Annotated in this window: 18 protein-coding genes; 11 read left to right on the forward strand and 7 right to left on the reverse strand. The window is 69.8% G+C overall.

The window, feature by feature from the left end:
- Position 1: 1 nt before the first annotated feature.
- The 3 genes from A9974_RS03810 to A9974_RS03820 all read right to left on the reverse strand — a co-directional run bounded on the left by A9974_RS03810 (position 2) and on the right by A9974_RS03820 (position 3,006).
- On the reverse strand, positions 2-1,015 hold the full coding sequence (locus tag A9974_RS03810) for a LysR family transcriptional regulator (RefSeq protein WP_183002829.1): 1,014 nt from the start codon (positions 1,013-1,015) through the stop codon (positions 2-4).
- Between the two features lie 40 nt (positions 1,016-1,055).
- Positions 1,056-1,856, reverse strand: a complete 801-nt coding sequence (hutG, locus tag A9974_RS03815; protein WP_183002830.1) for an N-formylglutamate deformylase — start codon at positions 1,854-1,856, stop codon at positions 1,056-1,058.
- A gap of 232 nt (positions 1,857-2,088) precedes the next feature.
- Positions 2,089-3,006 carry a LysR family transcriptional regulator gene (locus A9974_RS03820; RefSeq protein WP_183002831.1) on the reverse strand — a complete coding sequence of 306 codons (918 nt, stop codon included), beginning with the start codon at positions 3,004-3,006 and terminating at the stop codon, positions 2,089-2,091.
- Positions 3,007-3,210: 204 nt separating this feature from the next.
- Here A9974_RS03820 and A9974_RS03825 point away from each other — a divergent pair, with 204 nt between their 5' ends.
- Positions 3,211-4,437 (forward strand): MFS transporter, encoded by a 1,227-nt coding sequence (locus A9974_RS03825; RefSeq protein ID WP_183002832.1) that lies wholly within the window; start codon positions 3,211-3,213, stop codon positions 4,435-4,437.
- A gap of 35 nt (positions 4,438-4,472) precedes the next feature.
- Here A9974_RS03825 and A9974_RS03830 read toward each other — a convergent pair whose 3' ends face one another.
- Entirely contained in the window at positions 4,473-5,777 is a 1,305-nt protein-coding gene (locus A9974_RS03830; protein ID WP_370539577.1) for an MFS transporter, read from the reverse strand.
- A gap of 18 nt (positions 5,778-5,795) precedes the next feature.
- A complete protein-coding gene (locus tag A9974_RS03835) occupies positions 5,796-6,377 on the reverse strand; it encodes a TetR/AcrR family transcriptional regulator (protein ID WP_183002834.1) in 582 nt (193 codons plus the stop codon).
- A 335-nt stretch (positions 6,378-6,712) separates the two neighbouring features.
- Here A9974_RS03835 and A9974_RS03840 point away from each other — a divergent pair, with 335 nt between their 5' ends.
- A complete protein-coding gene (locus A9974_RS03840; RefSeq protein ID WP_183002835.1) occupies positions 6,713-8,278 on the forward strand; it encodes an ABC transporter substrate-binding protein in 1,566 nt (521 codons plus the stop codon).
- A gap of 47 nt (positions 8,279-8,325) precedes the next feature.
- Here the strand turns inward: A9974_RS03840 and A9974_RS03845 are convergent, their stop codons facing one another.
- Positions 8,326-9,243, reverse strand: a complete 918-nt coding sequence (locus A9974_RS03845) for a LysR family transcriptional regulator (protein ID WP_183002836.1) — start codon at positions 9,241-9,243, stop codon at positions 8,326-8,328.
- A gap of 112 nt (positions 9,244-9,355) precedes the next feature.
- Between A9974_RS03845 and A9974_RS03850 the strand changes: the two genes are divergently transcribed.
- The 8 genes from A9974_RS03850 to A9974_RS03885 are packed head-to-tail and all read left to right on the forward strand — an operon-like array spanning position 9,356 to position 17,072.
- Positions 9,356-10,483: an FAD-binding oxidoreductase gene (locus A9974_RS03850; RefSeq protein WP_183002837.1), complete on the forward strand. Its 1,128-nt coding sequence runs from the start codon at positions 9,356-9,358 to the stop codon at positions 10,481-10,483.
- Complete coding sequence (locus A9974_RS03855; RefSeq protein WP_183002838.1) at positions 10,464-10,760, forward strand: (2Fe-2S)-binding protein; 297 nt, start codon at positions 10,464-10,466, stop codon at positions 10,758-10,760. Before A9974_RS03850 ends, A9974_RS03855 begins: the two co-directional genes overlap by 20 nt.
- Entirely contained in the window at positions 10,757-12,157 is a 1,401-nt protein-coding gene (locus A9974_RS03860; RefSeq protein WP_183002839.1) for an NAD(P)/FAD-dependent oxidoreductase, read from the forward strand. Before A9974_RS03855 ends, A9974_RS03860 begins: the two co-directional genes overlap by 4 nt.
- Entirely contained in the window at positions 12,154-13,293 is a 1,140-nt protein-coding gene (locus A9974_RS03865; RefSeq protein WP_183002840.1) for an FAD-binding oxidoreductase, read from the forward strand. Before A9974_RS03860 ends, A9974_RS03865 begins: the two co-directional genes overlap by 4 nt.
- The gene (locus tag A9974_RS03870; protein ID WP_183002841.1) at positions 13,290-14,231 is read left to right on the forward strand and encodes an ABC transporter permease; all 942 of its coding nucleotides are present in this window, start codon (positions 13,290-13,292) and stop codon (positions 14,229-14,231) included. The genes A9974_RS03865 and A9974_RS03870 overlap by 4 nt, the downstream gene beginning before the upstream one ends.
- Positions 14,228-15,100 (forward strand): ABC transporter permease, encoded by an 873-nt coding sequence (locus tag A9974_RS03875; RefSeq protein WP_183002842.1) that lies wholly within the window; start codon positions 14,228-14,230, stop codon positions 15,098-15,100. The genes A9974_RS03870 and A9974_RS03875 overlap by 4 nt, the downstream gene beginning before the upstream one ends.
- Positions 15,097-16,092 carry an ABC transporter ATP-binding protein gene (locus A9974_RS03880; RefSeq protein WP_183002843.1) on the forward strand — a complete coding sequence of 332 codons (996 nt, stop codon included), beginning with the start codon at positions 15,097-15,099 and terminating at the stop codon, positions 16,090-16,092. The genes A9974_RS03875 and A9974_RS03880 overlap by 4 nt, the downstream gene beginning before the upstream one ends.
- Positions 16,089-17,072 (forward strand): ABC transporter ATP-binding protein, encoded by a 984-nt coding sequence (locus A9974_RS03885; RefSeq protein ID WP_183002844.1) that lies wholly within the window; start codon positions 16,089-16,091, stop codon positions 17,070-17,072. The genes A9974_RS03880 and A9974_RS03885 overlap by 4 nt, the downstream gene beginning before the upstream one ends.
- Positions 17,073-17,109: 37 nt before the next feature.
- On the opposite strand, the gene A9974_RS03890 is transcribed toward A9974_RS03885, so the two are convergent.
- Complete coding sequence (locus tag A9974_RS03890; protein WP_183002845.1) at positions 17,110-17,499, reverse strand: DUF4180 domain-containing protein; 390 nt, start codon at positions 17,497-17,499, stop codon at positions 17,110-17,112.
- A gap of 112 nt (positions 17,500-17,611) precedes the next feature.
- Here A9974_RS03890 and A9974_RS03895 point away from each other — a divergent pair, with 112 nt between their 5' ends.
- Positions 17,612-18,424: a class I SAM-dependent methyltransferase gene (locus A9974_RS03895; protein ID WP_183002846.1), complete on the forward strand. Its 813-nt coding sequence runs from the start codon at positions 17,612-17,614 to the stop codon at positions 18,422-18,424.

An 18,424-nucleotide genomic window follows, 5' to 3' on the forward strand; every position in this document is an offset into this window, starting at 1 on the left:
CCTAGCGCCGCAGGCTGCGCCAGAGCGAGGCGGGCGGCAGTCCCAGCGCCGGGGCGATGTCCTTGTGCACCAGCCGTTCCATCGCCATCAGGATGACGTCGCGGGCCTCGGTCGGCAGCTTGCCGACCTCTTGCGGCCGCGCGGCCAGGTAGAAACTGCGCGACAGGCTGGGGTCGTCGCCGCGCGCCATGCCCAGGAAGGGCGCCAGCGGCAGCACGCGCAGCTGGTCAATGAAATGACGCGACTGCCAGATGCACAGCGGCGTGCTGATGCCAAAGCCCAGGCCGGCCGTCACCAGGCTGAGCAGCGGGTCGGTGTTGTCGAACTCGAACGTGCGTTCGATCATGACGTCGTGCGCCTCGACCAGGCGGTCGATCTCGGCGCCGATGAACGAGCGGGCGCTGTAGCGGATGAACTGCGCGCGCTTGCCCAATTCCTTGAGCGTGGTGATCTTTTCCATGCCCAGGCTGCGCGGCACGATCAGCACGTAGGGTTCGCTGAACAGGGCGGTCTTGCGGATGCTGGGCTTGCCGGCCGAGGCGCTGGTGGTCACCACCAGGTCCAGCTGCCGGTCTTCCAGCTGCTTGTCCAGGACGGGCGTGATGCCCGACCACAGGCGGATCTGGCGCGACGCGCCGGACAGCCCGTGGATCAGGGTGGGGCCCAGTGTGCCGGCGAACGAATCCACGCAACCGAAGCGCACGATATTGCGCTTGGCGCGGCTCAGGTTGCGCACGCTTTCCGTCATGTCGCCGGCCTGCGCCAGCAATCGCGCGGCGTGGTCGAACAACAGTTCGCCCGCCGGGGTCGGCCGCGCCGGCCGCGTGCTGCGGTCCAGCAGCTCGGTGGACATCGCGGTTTCCAGCTGCTTGACGCGTTGCGAGACCGCCGCCTGCGACAAGCCCAGCAGGCGAGCCGCGCCTGACACCGACGCCGCTTCCACCACCGCCACCCACGTCAGCAGCAGGCTCCAATCGGGATAATTCTCGGTGGTGCTGAACGAAAAGCGGTTCATCGGCGGCGGCATGCGGACGTTGTGGCGCGGGGCCGGCCGCTTAGCGCTTGCGCGCCAGCGTCTGCGCCAGCGCGGCCCGCACCAGGCCTTCGACCACGGGGATGACCTTGTTCGCGGCGTTGGGCAGGTAGCCGTAGGGGTAGGACTCGTCCATATAGGTGGACTGGCACATTTCCAGTTGCACGGCGTGGATGTCCTCGGCCGGCGAGCCGTAGTGGCGCGTGATGTAGCCGCCCTTGAAGCGGCCGTTCAGGGCCGAGGTGTAGCCGCAGTCCGGCAGGCGTTCGCCGATGGCGGCCAGGATGTCCGGCGCGCAGCTGGCGCCGTCGGCGGTGCCCAGGTTCAGGTCGGGCAACTTGCCCTCGAACAGGCGCGGCAGCACGCTGGCGATCGAGTGGGCTTCCCACAGCAGCACCGTGCCGTGTTCGGCGCGGATGCGGTCGAGCTCTTCGCGCAGCTTGGCGTGATAGGGCTGCCAGTAGTGCTGCACGCGATGCGTGCGTTCGTCGTCGGTCAGGACGGCGTCGCTCAGGTACAGCGGTTCGCCGCGGAAGGTGTGGGTCGGGCACAGGCCCGTCTTGGTCTGGCCGGGATACAGGCTTTCGTCATCGGGCGAGCGGTTCAGGTCCACCACGTAACGCGAATATCGGGCGCCCAGCACCGATGCGCCCAGCGCTTCGGCGAACTGATACAGGGTATCCAGGTGCCAGTCGGTGTCCCCGGACTGCTGGCCGACGGGCGTCATCCGGGCGCGCTGCGCATCGGGAATCTGGCTGCCGAGATGGGGAATGGAGATCAGCAGCGGGGCGGATCCGCGGCTGAAGTGGTAGATGTCGCTCAACGAAAACTCCGGGGTGTAAGACGGTAAGGCAGGCAAGGCAGGCGGCGCGGCGCCGGCTGGCTGCCGCTATGCTAGGCAGACGAATCGGCTGCGGGCATTTGCATCGTCAATGGCGATGCTGAACATCATGATAGCTGATTCAAATGGCGAGCTACCCGGGCAATGGCGCGCGAAAACCGGGCGCGCCGGCCACGCCATCGCAGGCGATGGCTTTGGAACCCGATGCGTTCGGTCACTCCCCCCAAGGCGCGCCGTGCGCCCATCGCGCCGCGATGTCGTCGATCAAGCGGCGCACCTTGGGCGCCAGGTGCCGCCGGTGCGGATACACCGCGCAGACCGGCGCGCCGGGCGGGGTGCAGGCTTGCAGCAGCGGTACCAGCCGGCCTTGGCGCAGGTCGTCGCCCACCAGGAAGGCGCCCAGCTGGACGATGCCGGCGCCCGCCAGCGCGGCGTCGCGCAGGGCCTCGGTGTTGCCCAGGCGCAAGCGGCCGGCGACCTGCACCAGGCGGTCCTGTCCTTGATGGGCATAGCGCCACGGTACCAGCGCGCCCATGTGCGTGAAGGCCAGCGTCTGGTGGCGCGCCAGATCGTCGGGCGAGGCCGGCGCGCCGTGGCGGTCCAGGTAGGCGGGCGCGGCGCAGGTGATGAGCCGGTGCGGCGCCAGCACGCGGCGCACCAGGCGGCTGTCGGTCTCGCCGCCGATGCGGATCGCGACGTCGATGCCGTCGCGCACCAGGTCGGTGTAGTCGTCCGAAAAACTGACGTCGGCGTCGACCTCGGGCCATTGCGCCAGGTAGTCGTGCAGCAGCGGCATGAGGTGCAGCCGGCCCAGCGCCACCGGCATGTCGATGCGCAGGCGGCCGCGCGGCGCTTCCTGGCGGCTGGCCAGGGCGTCGGTGGCGTTCTCGACTTCGGCCAGGATGCGTTGCGCGTGTTCGTAGAACACCCGGCCTTCGTCGCTGAGGCTGACGCTGCGGGTACTGCGATGCAGCAGCCGCGCGCCCACGCTTTGCTCCAGCCGGGCGATGCACTTGCCGATGGCCGAGCGCGACAAGCCCAGTTTTTCGGAGGCCAGCGTGAAACTCTGCGCGTCGGCCACGCGTACGAAGGCGAGCACGTCGCCGAGATGGTCGATGCCGGGGGAAGTCATGGAAGGCGCTCCGGAGTTCGCATTGCTGCCTGGGATCCTGATTGTCGACGATTTGTCCCTTGTGTTTCTAGATATTCATGCTTTATCTGGAATACGGAATCAGTAGACTGCCTGGAAAGACCTTCCACGCGGGTTTGCCGCGCAGCGCGCTGACGGCGCCGGGCGGGCTTCCCAGCGACTCCTGATTCAACGAGACACTTCCCCATGACACGCACGAACCACGACGCCGCCGGCGAATCCGGCCCTGGCATCGAACCCGATGCCCGCGCCAATGCCTGGGGCGCGGTGGCGGCGGCCGGCCTGGCGACCTTCTGTGTCGTCACCACCGAAATGCTGCCGGTGGGTTTGCTGGTGCCGATCGCCGACAGCCTGGACGTGTCGGTCGGGCTAGGCGGATTGCTGATGTTCGTGCCCGGGCTGCTGGCGGCCCTGTGCGCGCCGCTGGTGGTGGTGGGCGCCCGCGGCATCGACCGGCGGCGCATTCTTTGCGGCCTGCTGCTGTTGCTGGCCGGCGCCAACCTGGCCAGCGCGCTGGCGCCGGGCCTGGCGTGGTTCCTGGCGGCGCGGGTGCTGGTGGGCGTGTGCATCGGCGGCATCTGGGCGGTGGCGGGCGGCTTGGCCAGCCGGCTGGTGGCGCCCGCGTCCGCCGGCCTGGCGACCGCGGTGATTTTCGGGGGCGTGGCGGTGGCGTCGGTGCTGGGCGTGCCGCTGGGGGCGTTGATCGGCGAGCTGGCCGGATGGCGCAGCGCGTTCGGCGCGATGGCCGCATTGAGCGCGGCGGTGCTGCTGTGGGCCGCGCTGACGTTGCCGCCGTTGCCGGTGACTCGGTCGATCACGGCGCGTGAACTGCTGGGCCAGCTGCGCAACCCGGTGTTGCGGCGCGGGCTGCTCGTCACGCTGTTCCTGGTAGCCGGTCATTTCATGGCCTATACGTTTGTACGGCCGTTGCTGCAGGCCAAGGCGGGCTTTGCGCAAAGCTGGATCGGGCCGCTGCTGTTCGCCTATGGCGTGGCCGGCATCGCCGGCAATTTCCTGGCCGGCGGGGCGGCGGCGCGGCGTTTGCGTCCCACCTTGCTGGCCATCGTGCTGGGACTGCTGGCCACGCTGGCGCTGTTACCGTGGCTGGGCAACCTGCGTCCCGGCGCGGTGGCGCTTTTGTTGCTGTGGGGCGTGTCCTACGGCGGCGTGTCGGTCGCCTTGCAGACCTGGATGATGCAGTCCGCCCGCGACGCGGTCGAGGCGGCGACCTCGCTGTTCGTGGGCGTGTTCAACCTGGCGATTGCCTTGGGCGCGTTGGCGGGCGGGGCCAGCGTGGACCGCTGGGGCCTGTCCGCCACGCTGCTGATCGCCGCGGCCTGCATGCTGGCGCCGCTGGCGGCGATCGGGGGGCGGGGCGTGCCGTCCCGCGGGCCGGCAGGCGATACGCCCTAGGGCTTGCGCGAGGCTTCCTTTAGCGCTGACCGGCCCTAGGCCCGGTGTCCCGCGCGAAAACCGTGCGCGCGCGCCCGCCACGCCGCCAGCAGCGCAATGCTGGCCACCGCGGCCACCGTCCATGCGAACGCGCCCGCGCCCGCCGTGTCCAGCAGCACGCCGCCCAGCACGCCGCCGCAGGCGATGGCCAGGTTGAAGATGGTGACCAGCATCGACTGCGCCACGTCCGAGTGTTCACCGGCGGTGTCGGCGATGGCGGTCTGCAGCAAGGTCGGCGCGCCGCCGAAGCTCAGGCCCCACAGCGCCACGCCGGCCAGCACCGTGGCCGGCTGATCGCCGGCGATGCCCAGCGCGCAGGCGGTCAGGGCGAACAGCGCCAGCGAACCCAGCGTCATGGCCCGCAGGCGGCGGTCGACCTGCATTCCGATCAGCCACAGGCCGGCGATGGCGCTGGCGCCGAACACCAGCAGCACCGCGTCTACCGGCACCGGCTGCCCGTGATGGGCCAGGTACGGCGCGATATAGGTATAGAGCACGTTGTGCGCCAGGATCCAGGTGAACAGCACGAACAGGATGGGGCGGATGCCGGGCATGAGGAAGGTGCGCGCGATGGACTGGCGCTGGCGCGCCGCCTGGCCGGCGAAGTCGGGCACGGCCACGCGCACCCACACCACCAGCGCCAGCGACACGGCGGCCATGATCCAGAATACGCCGCGCCAATCCATCATGCTGCCCAGCCAGGCGCCGGCGGGTACGCCCAGGCACAAGGCCAGCGGCTGGCCCGCGCCCACCACCGCCAGCGCCCGGCCTTGCTGGCGAGGCGCGACCAGACGGCGGGCATAGCCGGCCAGCAGCCCCCACAGCAGTCCCGCGGCCATGCCGCCGATGAAGCGCGCGGCCAGCGTCAACACGTAGTGGCTGGACAGGGCGGTGACGACGTTGAACACGCACAGGCAGGCCAGCGCCAACAGCAGCAGCGGCCGGCGATTCCAGCTGCGGGTGGCGGCGATGAGGGGAATGGCCGTCAGCACCGAGCCGGCGGCGAACAGGGTGACCAGTTGCCCGGCCAGCGACTCGGACACGCCCAGCCCCTGGCCGATCTGCGGCAGCAGGCCGGCGGGCACGGTCTCGGTCATGATGGTGATGAAGCCGGCCAGCGCCATGGCCAGCAGTTTGCCCAGCGGCAGGCGTTCAACGGTGTCTTGCGGGCAGGCGCTGGCGGGCAGCGCGGAAGAGGAGGAGGGGGGTGTCATGGTTTGGGGCGATTGAAACACGGTTAAATTGGAATGATCATTCCAATAATGGGTAAAAAAATGCGGACACCCAAAGGCGGCCGCGATGAGAAAAAAAGGCCCGACCTACAGCGCGCCCAGCGCCACGCCCACCACGTCCGCCAGCCATTGCCGGCGTTCGCGGGGGGAGTTGCCTTTGCTGACCACGCGCAGGCCCTGGATGGTGGTGACGATGAAGCGGGCCAGCGCGCGCGGCGATTTGCCGGCGTCGATCTCGCCGCCGGCTTGCGCGTCGGCCAGGATTTTCTCCAGCGCCTTTTCCAGGCGTTGGAAATTGCGCCGCACCAACTCGGCCACCGTGTCGTCCTGGCCTGCCATTTCCAGCGAGGCATTGGCCACCAGGCAGCCGCGCCGGCTGGCTTCGCGCAATTCGTCGTCGACGATGAAGTCGAGCAGGCGGCCGATGCGCTCGCGGGCCGTGCCGGGCCGGGCCAGCAGTTCCAGGTTGGCCGCGGTCAGGTCGTGGTAGCGGCGCAGCGCGGCCTCGTACAGGCCCTGCTTGCTGCCGAAGGCGTTGTACAGACTGCCGCGTCCCAGGCCGGTGCCGTCGACCAGGTCCTGCACGGACGTGGCCGCATAGCCGCGCCGCCAGAACACGTGCATGGCCGCGTCGGCAACGTCGTCGGGTTCGAAATCCTTGGTGCGCATGGCGGCCTTTATGGAATGATCGTTCAAATAAGAATAGGGCCGGCCGTACCTAGGGTCAAGCATGACCATTCCCGCGGAAGGGGCTTGTCGCGCGCGCCGCGGCATCGGTGTTTTCCCTGAATCCGCCGTTTTTTTGCGCATCAGTACTAACCACTAGCCCGGTGCCTGCTTCCCGGGGACGTCCTTCGACGGGACGGCAGATATATAACCTTTAGGAATAGGGTATGTACCTTAAGGACTTTGACGCCATGTCTTGCCGATTCTAGTCTGCCTGCACGCTGTACCTCTGACTGCAGAACACGACAGCCGCCGCCGCGCGGCGCACAAGGGAAGTCATGAAACGTCCTGCCACTCTCGTCTTTGCCGCCGCGCTGTTCGCGGCCTGTAGCGCGGGCCTGACCGCGCCCGCCCATGCCCAGGATCGTCCGCTCTTGCGCATCAGTTCGGGCGCGGCCGACAACGCCTCGCTGGATCCGCACCGCGCCACCTCCACGGCCGACAAGGGCGTGGCCGCGCAGATGTTCGATGCGCTGGTGCGCTTTCCGGCGGGCAGCGCCGATCCCAAGGCCCTGGAACCGGACTTGGCCGAACGCTGGGAGGCCTCGGCGGACAGCAAGACCTGGACCTTCCATCTGCGCCACGGTGTGCAGTTCCATGCCGGCTACGGCGAACTGAAGGCGGACGACGTGGTCTATTCGATCCAGCGCGCCGCCGACCCCAACCGGTCCAGCTTCGCGGCTGCCTTCGGCATCATCGACAAGGTCGAGGCGCTGGACGATTACACCGTGCGCTTCACGTTGAAGTACCCGGATGCCGCCTTCCTGGGCCGGGTATCGAACTACCACGGCGGCAACATCGTCAGCAAGAAGGCCGCCGAAAAGCTGGGCGACAAGTTCGGCGCCTCGCCCGTGGGCACGGGGCCCTTTGCCTTTGGCGAACACGTCACGCAGCAATACGTGAAGCTGGTGGCCAACGACGCGTACTTCCGCGGCAAGCCCAAACTGGGCGGCATCATGTACCGCATGATCCCGTCGGACAGCGCGCGCGAACTGGCCTTCACATCCAACGAGATCGACGTCATGCAGGGCAAGCGCGAACAGCGCTGGGTGGAACGCTCGGCCAAGCGCGGCATGCAGGTCGACATCTTCGAACCGGCCGAATTCCGCACCCTGCACATCAACCGCAACATCAAGCCGCTGGACAACCTGAAGGTGCGCCAGGCGATCGCCGCCGCCATCAATGTCGACGAGATCGTGCGCTACGCCGGCAAGGACGTCGCGGAAAAGGGCTGCTCGGTGGTGCCCAACGGCTACCTGGGCCAGGACTGCGGCGCGGGCGGCTACGCCTACGACCCGGACCGCGCCCGCAAACTGCTGGCCGAGGCGGGCTTTCCCAGCGGCATCGAGATCAAGTCGATCGTGTCGAATATCTCGGCGCAGCAGCCGATCATGGAGATCGTGCAGGCGCAGTTGGCCAAGGCCGGCATCAAGCTCAACATGGAAGTGGTGGACCACGCGACTTACCAGGCCAAGAGCCGCCAGGACCTGAGCGGCCTGGTGTTCTACGGCGCCGCGCGCTTTCCCAACGCGGATACCTACCTGACCGAGTTCTACGACTCGGCCGCCGCCATCGGCGCGCCGGCCGCGATGTCGAACTTCTCGCACTGCTCGGTGGCCGACGACGCCATCCGCCAGGCCCGCGTCGAGCCGGACGCCGCGCGCCAGCTGGCGCTGTGGAAAGAGGCACAGGCCAAGATCCACGACGACGTCTGCGCGGTGCCGCTGTTCGGGCTCAAGCAGGTCTGGGTGCACAGCGACCGGGTGAACTACGGCTATGCGCTCAAGGGCGCGCTGAACCTGCAGCCGCCGATCACCGAGCTGACCACGGTCAAGGTGCCCTGACGGTCAACGCGGCGATCCGGGCCCGCGTCACCCGTCCGGGTCACCGGTCACTGCCCCTTCAACACTTCCCGGGAGATCTGCGCGGCGACGTCGCGCGCCTCCTCGACAAAGGTCTCGACCAGCGCCGCGTTGCGCGACGCCTGTGAACGGCACAACTGGAAATGGAAATTCAATTCCGGATCGAACCGCCGCAGCACCAGGCGGCTTTGAAACCCTTCGGCGAACAACGGATGAATCAACGACACCCCCAGGCCCGCGGCGACGAACTCGCACACCGTCGGCGCCGTGCTGGTATCCAGCACCACGTTCAGCCGCGCGTCCGACGTGGAGAAGGCCTGCTGCACCAGTTCGTGCGTCTGGCTGTCGCTGCCGAACGACACGAACGGCAAGCCGTCCAGGTCGCGCGGCCGGATCACGCGCTTGCGCGTCAGCTCGTGGTTGACGGGCAGGGCGCACACCAGCGGATAGCGGAACAGCGCCTCGCGCTCGATGTACGGGTTGTCGACCCGGCTGCCGACCAGCGCCACGTCGATGTGGCGGGTGGCCAGCCAGTCGGCCAGGAACAGCGAGCCGCGGATCTGGATCGACACGCGCACGTCGGGATGGCGCGCCAGGAACTGCATGGTGGCGCGGCGGATGAAGGCGCCCGACAGGGCCGGCAGCACGCCCACCGTCAAGGTGCGCTGCTCGTCGCGGCGGATGGAATCCACGGCTTGCTCCACTTGCCGCAGGCCGCTGAACACGCGGTCGATCTCCTGGTACAGGCGCATGCCCTGGGTGGTGAGCGCGAGCTTGCCGCGCACGCGGTCGAACAGCGCCAGGCCCGTGTCGGTCTCCAGGTGCGACAGCAGCTTGCTGACCGCCGGCTGCGACACGCCCAGCGCCACCGCGGCCTGGCTGACGGTGCCGTGTTCCACCACCGCCTTGAAGGCTTCGATCTGCCGCAGGTTCAAGGTCTCTTTCATGCCATAACCCCAAAGGGCCGCAACCCGTTTTCCAGCCGCGAAGGTTATAGCGTGGGCCGGGCCGGCGCAAGGGCGCCCCGCGCAAGGGTGCCCCGCGCAAGGGCGGTCCGCCATGGCGCATGACTACGACGTCATCGTGGCCGGCGCTGGCATGGTAGGCGCGGCCATTGCCTACGGCCTGGCCGGGCAGGGCTGCCGGGTGCTGCTGCTGGACGGCGCCGATACCGATTACCGCGCGGCCAAGGCCAACTTCGGGCTGGTCTGGCTGCAGGGCAAGGGCCACGGCTATCCCGCCTACCAGCGGCTGTCGCGCCAGGCTGTGCAGGACTGGCCCGAATTCGCGCGCCGCTTGCAGGAAGACAGCGGCGTGACGCTGGACTACGAGCGCTGCGGCGGCCTGCATTTCTGCATGAGCGACGGCGAACTGGCCAGCCGCGCCGCCCGCCTGGCGCTGTGGCGGGGGCAGGCGCCCGAGCTGGCGCCCTGTACGCAGATCCTGGATCGCGCCGAACTGCGGCACCGCTATCCCACGATGCAATTGGGCAAGGCCGTGGCCGGCGCCAGCCTGGGCGAGCAGGACGGACATGTGAATCCGCTGCGCCTGCTGGCCGCGTTGCAGACCGCCTTTCTGCGGCGCGGCGGCCACTTGCGCAACCACCACACCGTCAGCGCCATCGGCCATGCGCCGGGCGGCGGCGTGCAAGTCAGCGCCGGGGCCTTGCAGGCCCGCGCGCCGCGACTGGTCATTGCTGCCGGGCTGGGCTCGGCCGCGCTGGGCGCCATGGTCGGACTGGATGTGCCGCTGCGGCCCCAGCGCGGACAGATCCTGGTCACCGAACGCCTGGCGCCGCTGCTGCCCGTGCCCGCCAGCGGCATGCGGCAGACCGGCGAGGGCACGGTCATGGTGGGCCTGACGCAGGAAGAGGTGGGCTACGACCTGGGCACCACCTCGGCGGCCGCGGCGCGCATGAGCCGCAACGCGCTGCGCATCCTGCCGGGCCTGGCCGCCGCGCGGCTGGTGCGGCACTGGTCGTGCCTGCGGATCATGACCCCCGACGGCGGCCCCGTCTACGCGCAGTCTCCCACCCACGATGGCGTGTCCATCGCGCTTTGCCATTCCGGCGTGACGCTGGCCTCGTTTCACGCCGGGCCGTACGCCCGCGCGCTGGCCGGCGGCGCGCCCCTTGAAACCCTGGATGCCTTTCATCATGAGCGCTTCAATGTTCCGAAAGTTGCCTGAGTCCGGCGCGCCCGCGCTGATGCTCACCATCGACGGCGAGGCCGTCACCGCCACGCCCGGCGAGACCGTGGCCGCGGTGCTGCTGCGCCAACCCCGCCCCGCCAGCCGGACCACGCCGGTGCACGAAAGCCCGCGCGCGCCGTTCTGCATGATGGGCGTGTGCTTTGACTGCCTGGCCATCGTCGACGGTGTGGCGTCCACCCAGACCTGCCTGGTCACCGTGCGCGAAGGCATGCAGGTGCAACGCCAGTTCGGCAAGCGGAGCGTGCTGCCATGAAACGCGAATTCGATGTGGTGGTGATCGGCGCCGGCCCCGCCGGCATGAGCGCGGCCATTGGCCTGCGCGCCCAGGGCCTGTCGGTGCTGGTGGTGGACGAGCAACCCGCGCCGGGCGGCCAGATATGGCGTGCGGTCGAAGCGGTGGCGGCCACGCCGACCGGCCGGCTGCTGGGCGAGGAATACCGCGCTGGCGCCGGCCTGGCCGAGCGCTTCCGGACCTGTGGCGCGTTCTACGAACCGGATACCCAGGTCTGGCAGATCGAGCCCGACTGGCACGTCTACATGACCCGCCAGGGCCGCGCCGAAGTGGTGCGCGCCGACCGCGTGGTGCTGGCGCTGGGCGCGCAGGAACGGCCCGCGCCGTTCCCTGGCTGGACGCTGCCCGGCGTGCTGACGGTGGGCGCCGCGCAGATCCTGCTCAAGACCTCGCGCCAGGTGCCGGCCGGCCCGGTCTGGGTGGCGGGCAGCGGTCCCTTGCCGCTCTTGTACATGGCGCAGTTGCTGCGCGCCGGCGGCCAGATCGCCGGCTGGCTGGATACCTCGCCGCCGGGCGGCTGGCGGCGCGCGCTGCCGTGGGCGGGCGCCGCGCTGGCGGCCTGGGGCGACGTGCGCAAGGGCCTGGCCTGGCTGCGCGAGATCCGCGCCGCCGGCGTCAAGCGCGTGTGCGGGGTGACGGCGCTGCGCGCGCTGGGCGACGGCCAGCTGCGCGAGATTGAATATGGCACGGCGGACGGCGCCACGGTGCGTGCGCCAGCCAGCGTGCTGCTGTCGCACGAGGGCGTGGTGCCATCGATCCACATGACCCGCGCGCTGGAGTGCGCGCACAGCTGGAATGCGCAGCAAGCGTGCCTGGCGCCGGACCTGGACGCGTGGGGCCAGACCAGCCGGGCGGGCATCTACGTGGCCGGCGACGGCGCCGGCATCGGCGGCGCGCAGGCGGCCTGCGTGCGCGGCGAGCTGGCGGCGGTGGGCATCGCTCTGCAAGCCGGCAAGCTGACGGCCCAGGCCGCCGCCGCAACCGCCGCGCCCCTGCGCGCCAAGCTGGCCGGCCTGCTGCGCCTGCGTCCGATGCTGGACGCGATGTACCCGCCGCGCGCCGGCATCTTCGCGCCGCCGGACGACACCATCGTCTGCCGCTGCGAGGAACTGACGGCGGGCGACATCCGCCGCGCGGCCGCCATCGGCCAGCCCGGCCCCAACCAGATCAAGTCCTACACCCGCGCCGGCATGGGTCCGTGTCAGGGCCGCCAATGCGGCTACACCATCGCCCACATCGTGGCCGCCGAACAGAAGCGGCCGGTGGCCGAGGTGGGCTTCTATCGCATCCGCCCGCCGCTCAAGCCCTTGACGCTGGGCGAGCTGGCATCGCTGGACATCGAGGAAGAAAAGGCATGAGCGCACGGCATTGCGATGTGATCGTGATCGGCGGCGGCCTGCACGGCCTGTCGGCGGCGCTGCACGTGGCGCGCGAAGGCAAGCGCGTCATCGTCATCGAAAAGCACTGGGTCGGCCGCCATGCGTCCGGCGCCACCGCCGCCGGGGTCCGCACGCTGAACCGCGACCTGGGCGAGCTGGACCTGTCGCTGGAAGCCATGGACATGTGGCACGCCATGGCGTCGCTGGTGGGCGACGACTGCGGCTTTCATGCCAACGGCCAGATCTGCGTGGCCGAGACGCCCGCGGCGCTGGCCAAGCTGCAAGCCCGCGTGGCGGGCCTGCGCGCCGCCGGCTACACCCACGAGGAAATCATCGGCCCGGACGAGCTGCGGCGCCTGCTGCCGGAACTGAGCCCGCATTGCCTGGGCGCGTCGATCGCGCGGCGCGACGGCGCGGCGGATCCGCACCGGGCCCTGCGCGCGTTCCGCCACAGCGCCGAGGCGGCGGGCGTGACGATCGTCGAGCACTGCGGCGTCACCGGGCTGGAACGGAAAGGGCAGGACTGGCAGGTGCAGACCGATGCCGGCGTCTACACCGCGCCTTGCGTCATCAACGCCGCGGGCGCCTGGTCGGGGCGCATCGCGGCGATGGCGGGCGACCAGATTCCGCTGTCGGCCAAGTCGTCGATGATGATGGTCAGCGAACGGCTGCGGCCCTTCATCAAGCCGGTGGTGGCCATCATGGGCCGCTCGCTGTCGTTCAAGCAGTCCGACCAGGGCACCTTGGTCATCGGCGGCGGCCTGCAGGGCATTCCCGACCTGGACCGCGAGACCTCGACCGCGCGCATGCGGGTGCTGGCCAAGGGCGCGCGCGCCGCCACCGACCTGTTCCCGGCGGTGGGCAACATCCGCATCGTGCGGGTCTGGGCCGGCCTGGAAGCCAAGACGGACGACATGCTGCCGGTGGTGGGCCCATCGCCCAACGCGCCCGGCGTGCTGCATGCCTTCGGCTTCTCGGGCCACGGCTTCGAGCTGGTGCCGGTGGTGGGCGCCGCGCTGGCCGACCTGGCGCTGCGCGGACAGACCGCCCGCGCCATCGGCAACCTGCAGGCGGCGCGGCTGATGCAGCCGCCCGCCAAGGAGCAATCATCATGATGCGCTACGCCATCAAGCGGCTCTTGCTGGCCATCCCCACGCTGCTGGCCATGCTGACCGCCGTCTTCATCCTGGTGCGGCTGGTGCCGGGCGACCCGGCCGCCGTCATGCTGGGCGACCAGGCCAGCGCCGAGGCCCTGGCCGCGCTGCGCCTGCGGCTGGGCCTGGACCTGCCGACCTATGTGCAGTACGGCCGCTTCCTCGCCGACATGCTGTCGGGCAACTTCGGCGTGTCCATGTCCAGCGGCCGTACCGTGCTGCAAGAGGTGGCGCTGGTGCTGCCCTGGACCTTGCAGCTGACTGCCGCGGCCATCCTGATCGGGGTGGTGTTCGGCCTGCCGTTGGGCATCTGGGCCGCGCTGCGCCGCAACGCCTGGCCGGATTACCTGGGCCGCCTGCTGTCCCTGACCGGGCTGTCGTTTCCCGCCTTCGTCTCGGCCATCCTGATGCTGCTGGTGTTCGCCATCCAGCTGCGCTGGTTCCCGGTGATCGGCAGCGCCGCGCCGGGCGACTGGGGCGCGCAACTGCGCGGCCTGGTGCTGCCGGCCTTCAACCTGGGCTTGATCATGATGGCCTACGTCATGCGCGTGACACGCTCGTCGATGCTGGGCGTGATGGGCGAAGACTATGTCCGCACCGCCCGCGCCAAGGGCGTGCGGCCGGCGCGCCTGATCGTGCGCCACGGCTTGCGCAACGCGCTGATCCCCATCGTCACCGTGGTCGGCCTGTACTTCGGCACGCTGATCGGCAACTCGGTGCTGACCGAGATCGTCTTCAACCGCCCCGGCCTGGGCAAGCTGATCCTGGGAGCCCTGAACAGCCGCGACTACACGCTGCTGCAGGGGCTGATGGTGGTGTTCGCCTCCTGCGTGATTGTCGTCAACCTCCTGACCGACCTGGTGTACGGGCTGGTCGATCCCCGGGTGAAATACCAATGAGCGCCGTCGCCGCCGCAACTCCCGCCCGCCCCAACGCCTTGTGGCAGGCGCTGGCCCGCAACCGCCTGTCGTGGATCGGCATCGGCCTGCTGGTGCTGATCGTGCTGGCCGCCGTGCTGGCGCCCTGGCTGGCGCCGCACGACCCGCTGCAGCAGAACATCGCCTACCGGCTCGAGCCGCCGTCGGCCGACTTCTGGCTGGGCACCGACAGCTATGGCCGCGACGTGCTGTCGCGCCTGATCTACGGCGCCCGCGTGTCGCTGCTGGTGGGCTTTGTCGCCATCCTGATCGCCATGTGCATCGGTTCGGCGCTGGGCATCCTGGCCGGCTATGTCGGCGGGCTGGTGGACCAGCTGATCATGGGCCTGGTCGACGTGCTGCTGTCGTTTCCCACGCTGTTGCTGGGCCTGATGGTGGCCGCCATGCTGGGCGCCAGCCTGGAAAACCTGATCATCGCCATCGCCATCACCGAGATCGCGCCCTTCGTGCGCGTGGCGCGGGCGCCCACCATCGCGCTCAAGCAGCGCGACTTCGTCGAGGCGGGCAGGGCGCTGGGCTACGGTCCGCTGCGGCTGATGGGCGTGCACATCCTGCCCAACATGGTGTCCGACGTGGTGGTGCTGGGCTCGCTGTGGATGGCGTCGGCCATCCGCACCGAGGCCTCGCTCAGCTTCATCGGCCTGGGCGTGCCGCCGCCAGCGGCCACTTGGGGCAGCATGATCCGCGAGGGCTTCGAGAACATCCTGGACGCCTGGTGGCTGACGGTGTTTCCCAGTATCGCCATCCTGTTGACCGTGCTGGCGCTCAATCTCCTGGGCGACGCGCTGCGCGACGCCATCGACCCCAAGCTGCGTTCGGAGCGCTCATGACTGCAGAAGCCCCCGTATTGGAACTGCGCGCGTTGCGCACGGAATTCCGCGCCGGCGGCGCCTGGCACGCGGCCGTGCGCGACGTGTCGTTGCAAGTGGGCCGCAACGAAACGCTGGCCGTGGTCGGCGAATCCGGCAGCGGCAAGAGCGTGACCGCGCTATCGGTGCTGCGCCTGCTGCCCGGGTCCGGCGCCCGCCACGGCGGCGGCCAGGTGCTGCTGGACGGGCAGGACCTGACGGCGCTGTCGGAAAAGCAGATGAGCCGGCTGCGCGGCGAGGCCATCGCCATGATCTTCCAGGAGCCCATGACTTCGCTGAACCCCACCATGACGGTGGGCGACCAGATTGCCGAGGCCATTCGGCTGCATCGCAAGCTGTCCTGGAAAGAGGCCCGCCGGCTGGCGCTGGCGGTGCTGGAAGAGGTCAAGATCCCGGCCGCCGCGCGGCGCTTTGACGACTATCCGCATCAGTTCTCCGGCGGCATGCGCCAGCGCGTCATGATCGCGATGGCCCTGGCCTGCAAGCCGCGGGTGCTGCTGGCCGACGAGCCCACCACCGCGCTGGACGTCACCATCCAGGCGCAGATCCTGAACCTGCTGTCCGAGCTGAAGGCCGCGCACGGCATGGCGGTGCTGTTCATCACCCACAACCTGGGCGTGGTGGCGCAGATCGCCGACCGCGTGGTGGTCATGTATGCCGGTGAAGTGGTCGAGACCGCCGACGTGCAGACGCTGTTCGCGCGGCCGACCCATCCCTATACCGAGGCGCTGCTGCGCGCCATGCCGCGCGTGGACGCTGACAGCCAGGTGCTGGAATCCATCCCCGGCGGCGTGCCGGCGATCACGGCGATGCCGTCCGGCTGCGCCTTCGCGCCGCGTTGCCGGCTGAAGGAGGCGCGCTGCGAAGCGCGCCGGCCGGACCTGGCCCGCATCGGCCCGGGCCACCAGGTGCGTTGCGTGGTGCGCGCCGAACCGTACGAGGACAAGGCATGAGCGAACTGTTGCAGGTGCGCAATCTGGTCAAGCGTTTTGAAAGCGGCGGCGGCTGGCTGGGCGGCCCGCGCCAGACGGTCAGCGCGGTCAACGACGTGTCGTTCAGCGTCGCGCGCGGCCAGTCCCTGGGACTGGTGGGCGAGTCCGGTTGCGGCAAGTCCACCGTGGCGCGCACGCTGTTGCGCCTGATCGAACCCGACGAAGGCGGCATCGTGTTCGACGGCCATGACTTGCGGCAGGCCGGCGCGGCCGAGCTGCGGGCCCTGCGCCAACGCATCCAGATCGTGTTCCAGGACCCCTATGCCTCGCTCAACCCGCGCCGCACCGTGCGCCAGGCGCTGGCCGAGCCCTTGCACGTGCATCGCCGCGGCAACGCCGAGCAGATCCGCGCCAAGGTCGAACAGACCATCCAGGAAGTCGGGCTACCGCTGTCCGCGCTGGAGCGTTATCCGCACGAGTTCTCCGGCGGCCAGCGCCAGCGCATCGGCATCGCCCGCGCCCTGGTGCTGGACCCGGAACTGATCGTGGCCGACGAGCCCGTGTCGGCGCTGGACGTGTCGGTGCAGGCGCAGATCCTGCAGCTGCTTGAACGCCTCAAGCGCGATCGCGGCTTGTCTTTCGTGTTCGTTTCGCACGACCTGGGCGTGGTGCGGCACTTCTGCGATACGGTTTGCGTGATGTACCTGGGCCGCATCATCGAGCGCGGTCCCACCGCGCAGGTGCTGGACCGGCCGCTGCATCCCTACAGCCGGGTGCTGCGCGATTCCTCGCCCGTGCCCGATCCGCAGGCGCGCATCCGGCTGGCCAGGATCGAGGGCGAGATCCCCGCGCCCACGCACCTGCCGCCGGGCTGCGCGTTTCATCCGCGCTGCGCGCGGGCGCAGGAAGACTGCACGCAGCGGGTGCCGGCGCTGGACGGGGCCGGCGTGCGCGCGGCCGCCTGTTTCCATCCGTTGGAGCAGGGCGTAGCAGCGGGGTAGGGCGTCAGCCCATGGGACGCGCGGGCCGCGCGGAGAGTCAGGCCGCGGCGGGCGCCAGGCGCGCTTCGAGCGCCGCCTGATCATCCAGCAGCCAGAACACCCGACCGCGGTTGGTCTCGTAGGCAAAATCGCGCAGCGACTTGCTGGCAGCCAGGTGCGCCGCGATGTCGCCCACCACCGCGCATTGCAGGCGGTAGTTGACGAACTTCTGGATCAGTTCGCCGGCGATGCGCGTTTCCAGGCGGAAGAAATCCGGATGCACGCGCGCGGCGGGCAGCACCAGCCAGTCGGCCTCGTGTTCCCACGCGGCGCTGATCAGGTCGTTGGTGTCCTGGCCTGTGGCCAGAGCGGGGCCGGTGTCGCTGAAGACCAGGGTGCGCAGGCCGCCGATGTGGCGCACGGTGGGCGATGACGTAGGGGCGTTCATGTCCGCTAGAATACCGCCCATCCACCGGAGTATGCCAACATGATCCTCGCCGCCTGAACACACCGCTCGCTGCCGCGTTAGCCGCGGCTCGCATCACGTTCATGGAGGCCTCATGCCTGCTCCTACTTCGTTCGACCTCATCGCCCACAACCAGGCCGCCTGGGACCAGCTCGCCGCGCAAGACTGCGAATGGTCGCGCCCCGTCACCCCCGACATCATCGCCGCCGCCCGCCGCGGCGATTGGGCCGTGCATTTGACGCCCGGCCCGTTGCCCGCGGGCTGGCTTGACCGCGTCGAGGGCCTGTCCATCCTGTGCCTGGCGTCCGCCGGCGGCCAGCAGGCGCCGGTGCTGGCCGCGGCCGGCGCCCGGGTCACGGTCTTCGACCTGTCCGAACGCCAACTGGAACAGGACCGCGCCGTGGCCCGCCGCGACGGACTGGCGCTGACCGCCGTGCAAGGCGACATGCGCGACCTGTCCGCCTTTGCGGACCAGTCCTTTGACGTGGTGTTCCACCCGATTTCCAACCTGTACGTGCCGGATGTGCGGCCGGTGTGGCGCGAGTGCTGGCGCGTGCTGCGGCCGGGCGGCAGCCTCTTGTCCAGCTTCTACAACCCGGTCGTGTTCGTGGGCGACCGTGATCCGGCGCTGGCCGGGCAGGGCCTGATCCGGCCGTTGCATGCGCTGCCTTATGCGGATGTCGATGCCCTGGATCCGGCGGCGCTGGACGCCAAGCGTGCTCGCGGCGAAGCGCTGGTGTTCGGCCACAGCCTGCAGGATCAGATCGGCGGCCAGCTGGACGCCGGCTTCGTACTGGCGGGTTTTCATGAAGACCGCCAGCCGCGGCCGCGTTTCCTGATCGACCGCTATCTGCCGACATTCCTGGCGACGCGGGCGCTGCGGCCGGCGGGGGCCATCACGGGCTGA

It is taken from the genome of Achromobacter sp. UMC71, from assembly GCF_014170305.1.
GTDB lineage: Bacteria > Pseudomonadota > Gammaproteobacteria > Burkholderiales > Burkholderiaceae_B > Achromobacter.

Coding starts and splice junctions, on each gene's coding strand:
- A9974_RS03810 (WP_183002829.1), bottom strand. CDS start 1,015: ATGAACCGCTTTTCGTTCAGCACCACCGAGAATTATCCCGATTGGAGC.
- A9974_RS03820 (WP_183002831.1), bottom strand. CDS start 3,006: ATGACTTCCCCCGGCATCGACCATCTCGGCGACGTGCTCGCCTTCGTA.
- A9974_RS03825 (WP_183002832.1), top strand. CDS start 3,211: ATGACACGCACGAACCACGACGCCGCCGGCGAATCCGGCCCTGGCATC.
- A9974_RS03835 (WP_183002834.1), bottom strand. CDS start 6,377: ATGCGCACCAAGGATTTCGAACCCGACGACGTTGCCGACGCGGCCATG.
- A9974_RS03840 (WP_183002835.1), top strand. CDS start 6,713: ATGAAACGTCCTGCCACTCTCGTCTTTGCCGCCGCGCTGTTCGCGGCC.
- A9974_RS03845 (WP_183002836.1), bottom strand. CDS start 9,243: ATGAAAGAGACCTTGAACCTGCGGCAGATCGAAGCCTTCAAGGCGGTG.
- A9974_RS03850 (WP_183002837.1), top strand. CDS start 9,356: ATGGCGCATGACTACGACGTCATCGTGGCCGGCGCTGGCATGGTAGGC.
- A9974_RS03855 (WP_183002838.1), top strand. CDS start 10,464: ATGTTCCGAAAGTTGCCTGAGTCCGGCGCGCCCGCGCTGATGCTCACC.
- A9974_RS03860 (WP_183002839.1), top strand. CDS start 10,757: ATGAAACGCGAATTCGATGTGGTGGTGATCGGCGCCGGCCCCGCCGGC.
- A9974_RS03865 (WP_183002840.1), top strand. CDS start 12,154: ATGAGCGCACGGCATTGCGATGTGATCGTGATCGGCGGCGGCCTGCAC.
- A9974_RS03870 (WP_183002841.1), top strand. CDS start 13,290: ATGATGCGCTACGCCATCAAGCGGCTCTTGCTGGCCATCCCCACGCTG.
- A9974_RS03875 (WP_183002842.1), top strand. CDS start 14,228: ATGAGCGCCGTCGCCGCCGCAACTCCCGCCCGCCCCAACGCCTTGTGG.
- A9974_RS03880 (WP_183002843.1), top strand. CDS start 15,097: ATGACTGCAGAAGCCCCCGTATTGGAACTGCGCGCGTTGCGCACGGAA.
- A9974_RS03885 (WP_183002844.1), top strand. CDS start 16,089: ATGAGCGAACTGTTGCAGGTGCGCAATCTGGTCAAGCGTTTTGAAAGC.
- A9974_RS03890 (WP_183002845.1), bottom strand. CDS start 17,499: ATGAACGCCCCTACGTCATCGCCCACCGTGCGCCACATCGGCGGCCTG.
- A9974_RS03895 (WP_183002846.1), top strand. CDS start 17,612: ATGCCTGCTCCTACTTCGTTCGACCTCATCGCCCACAACCAGGCCGCC.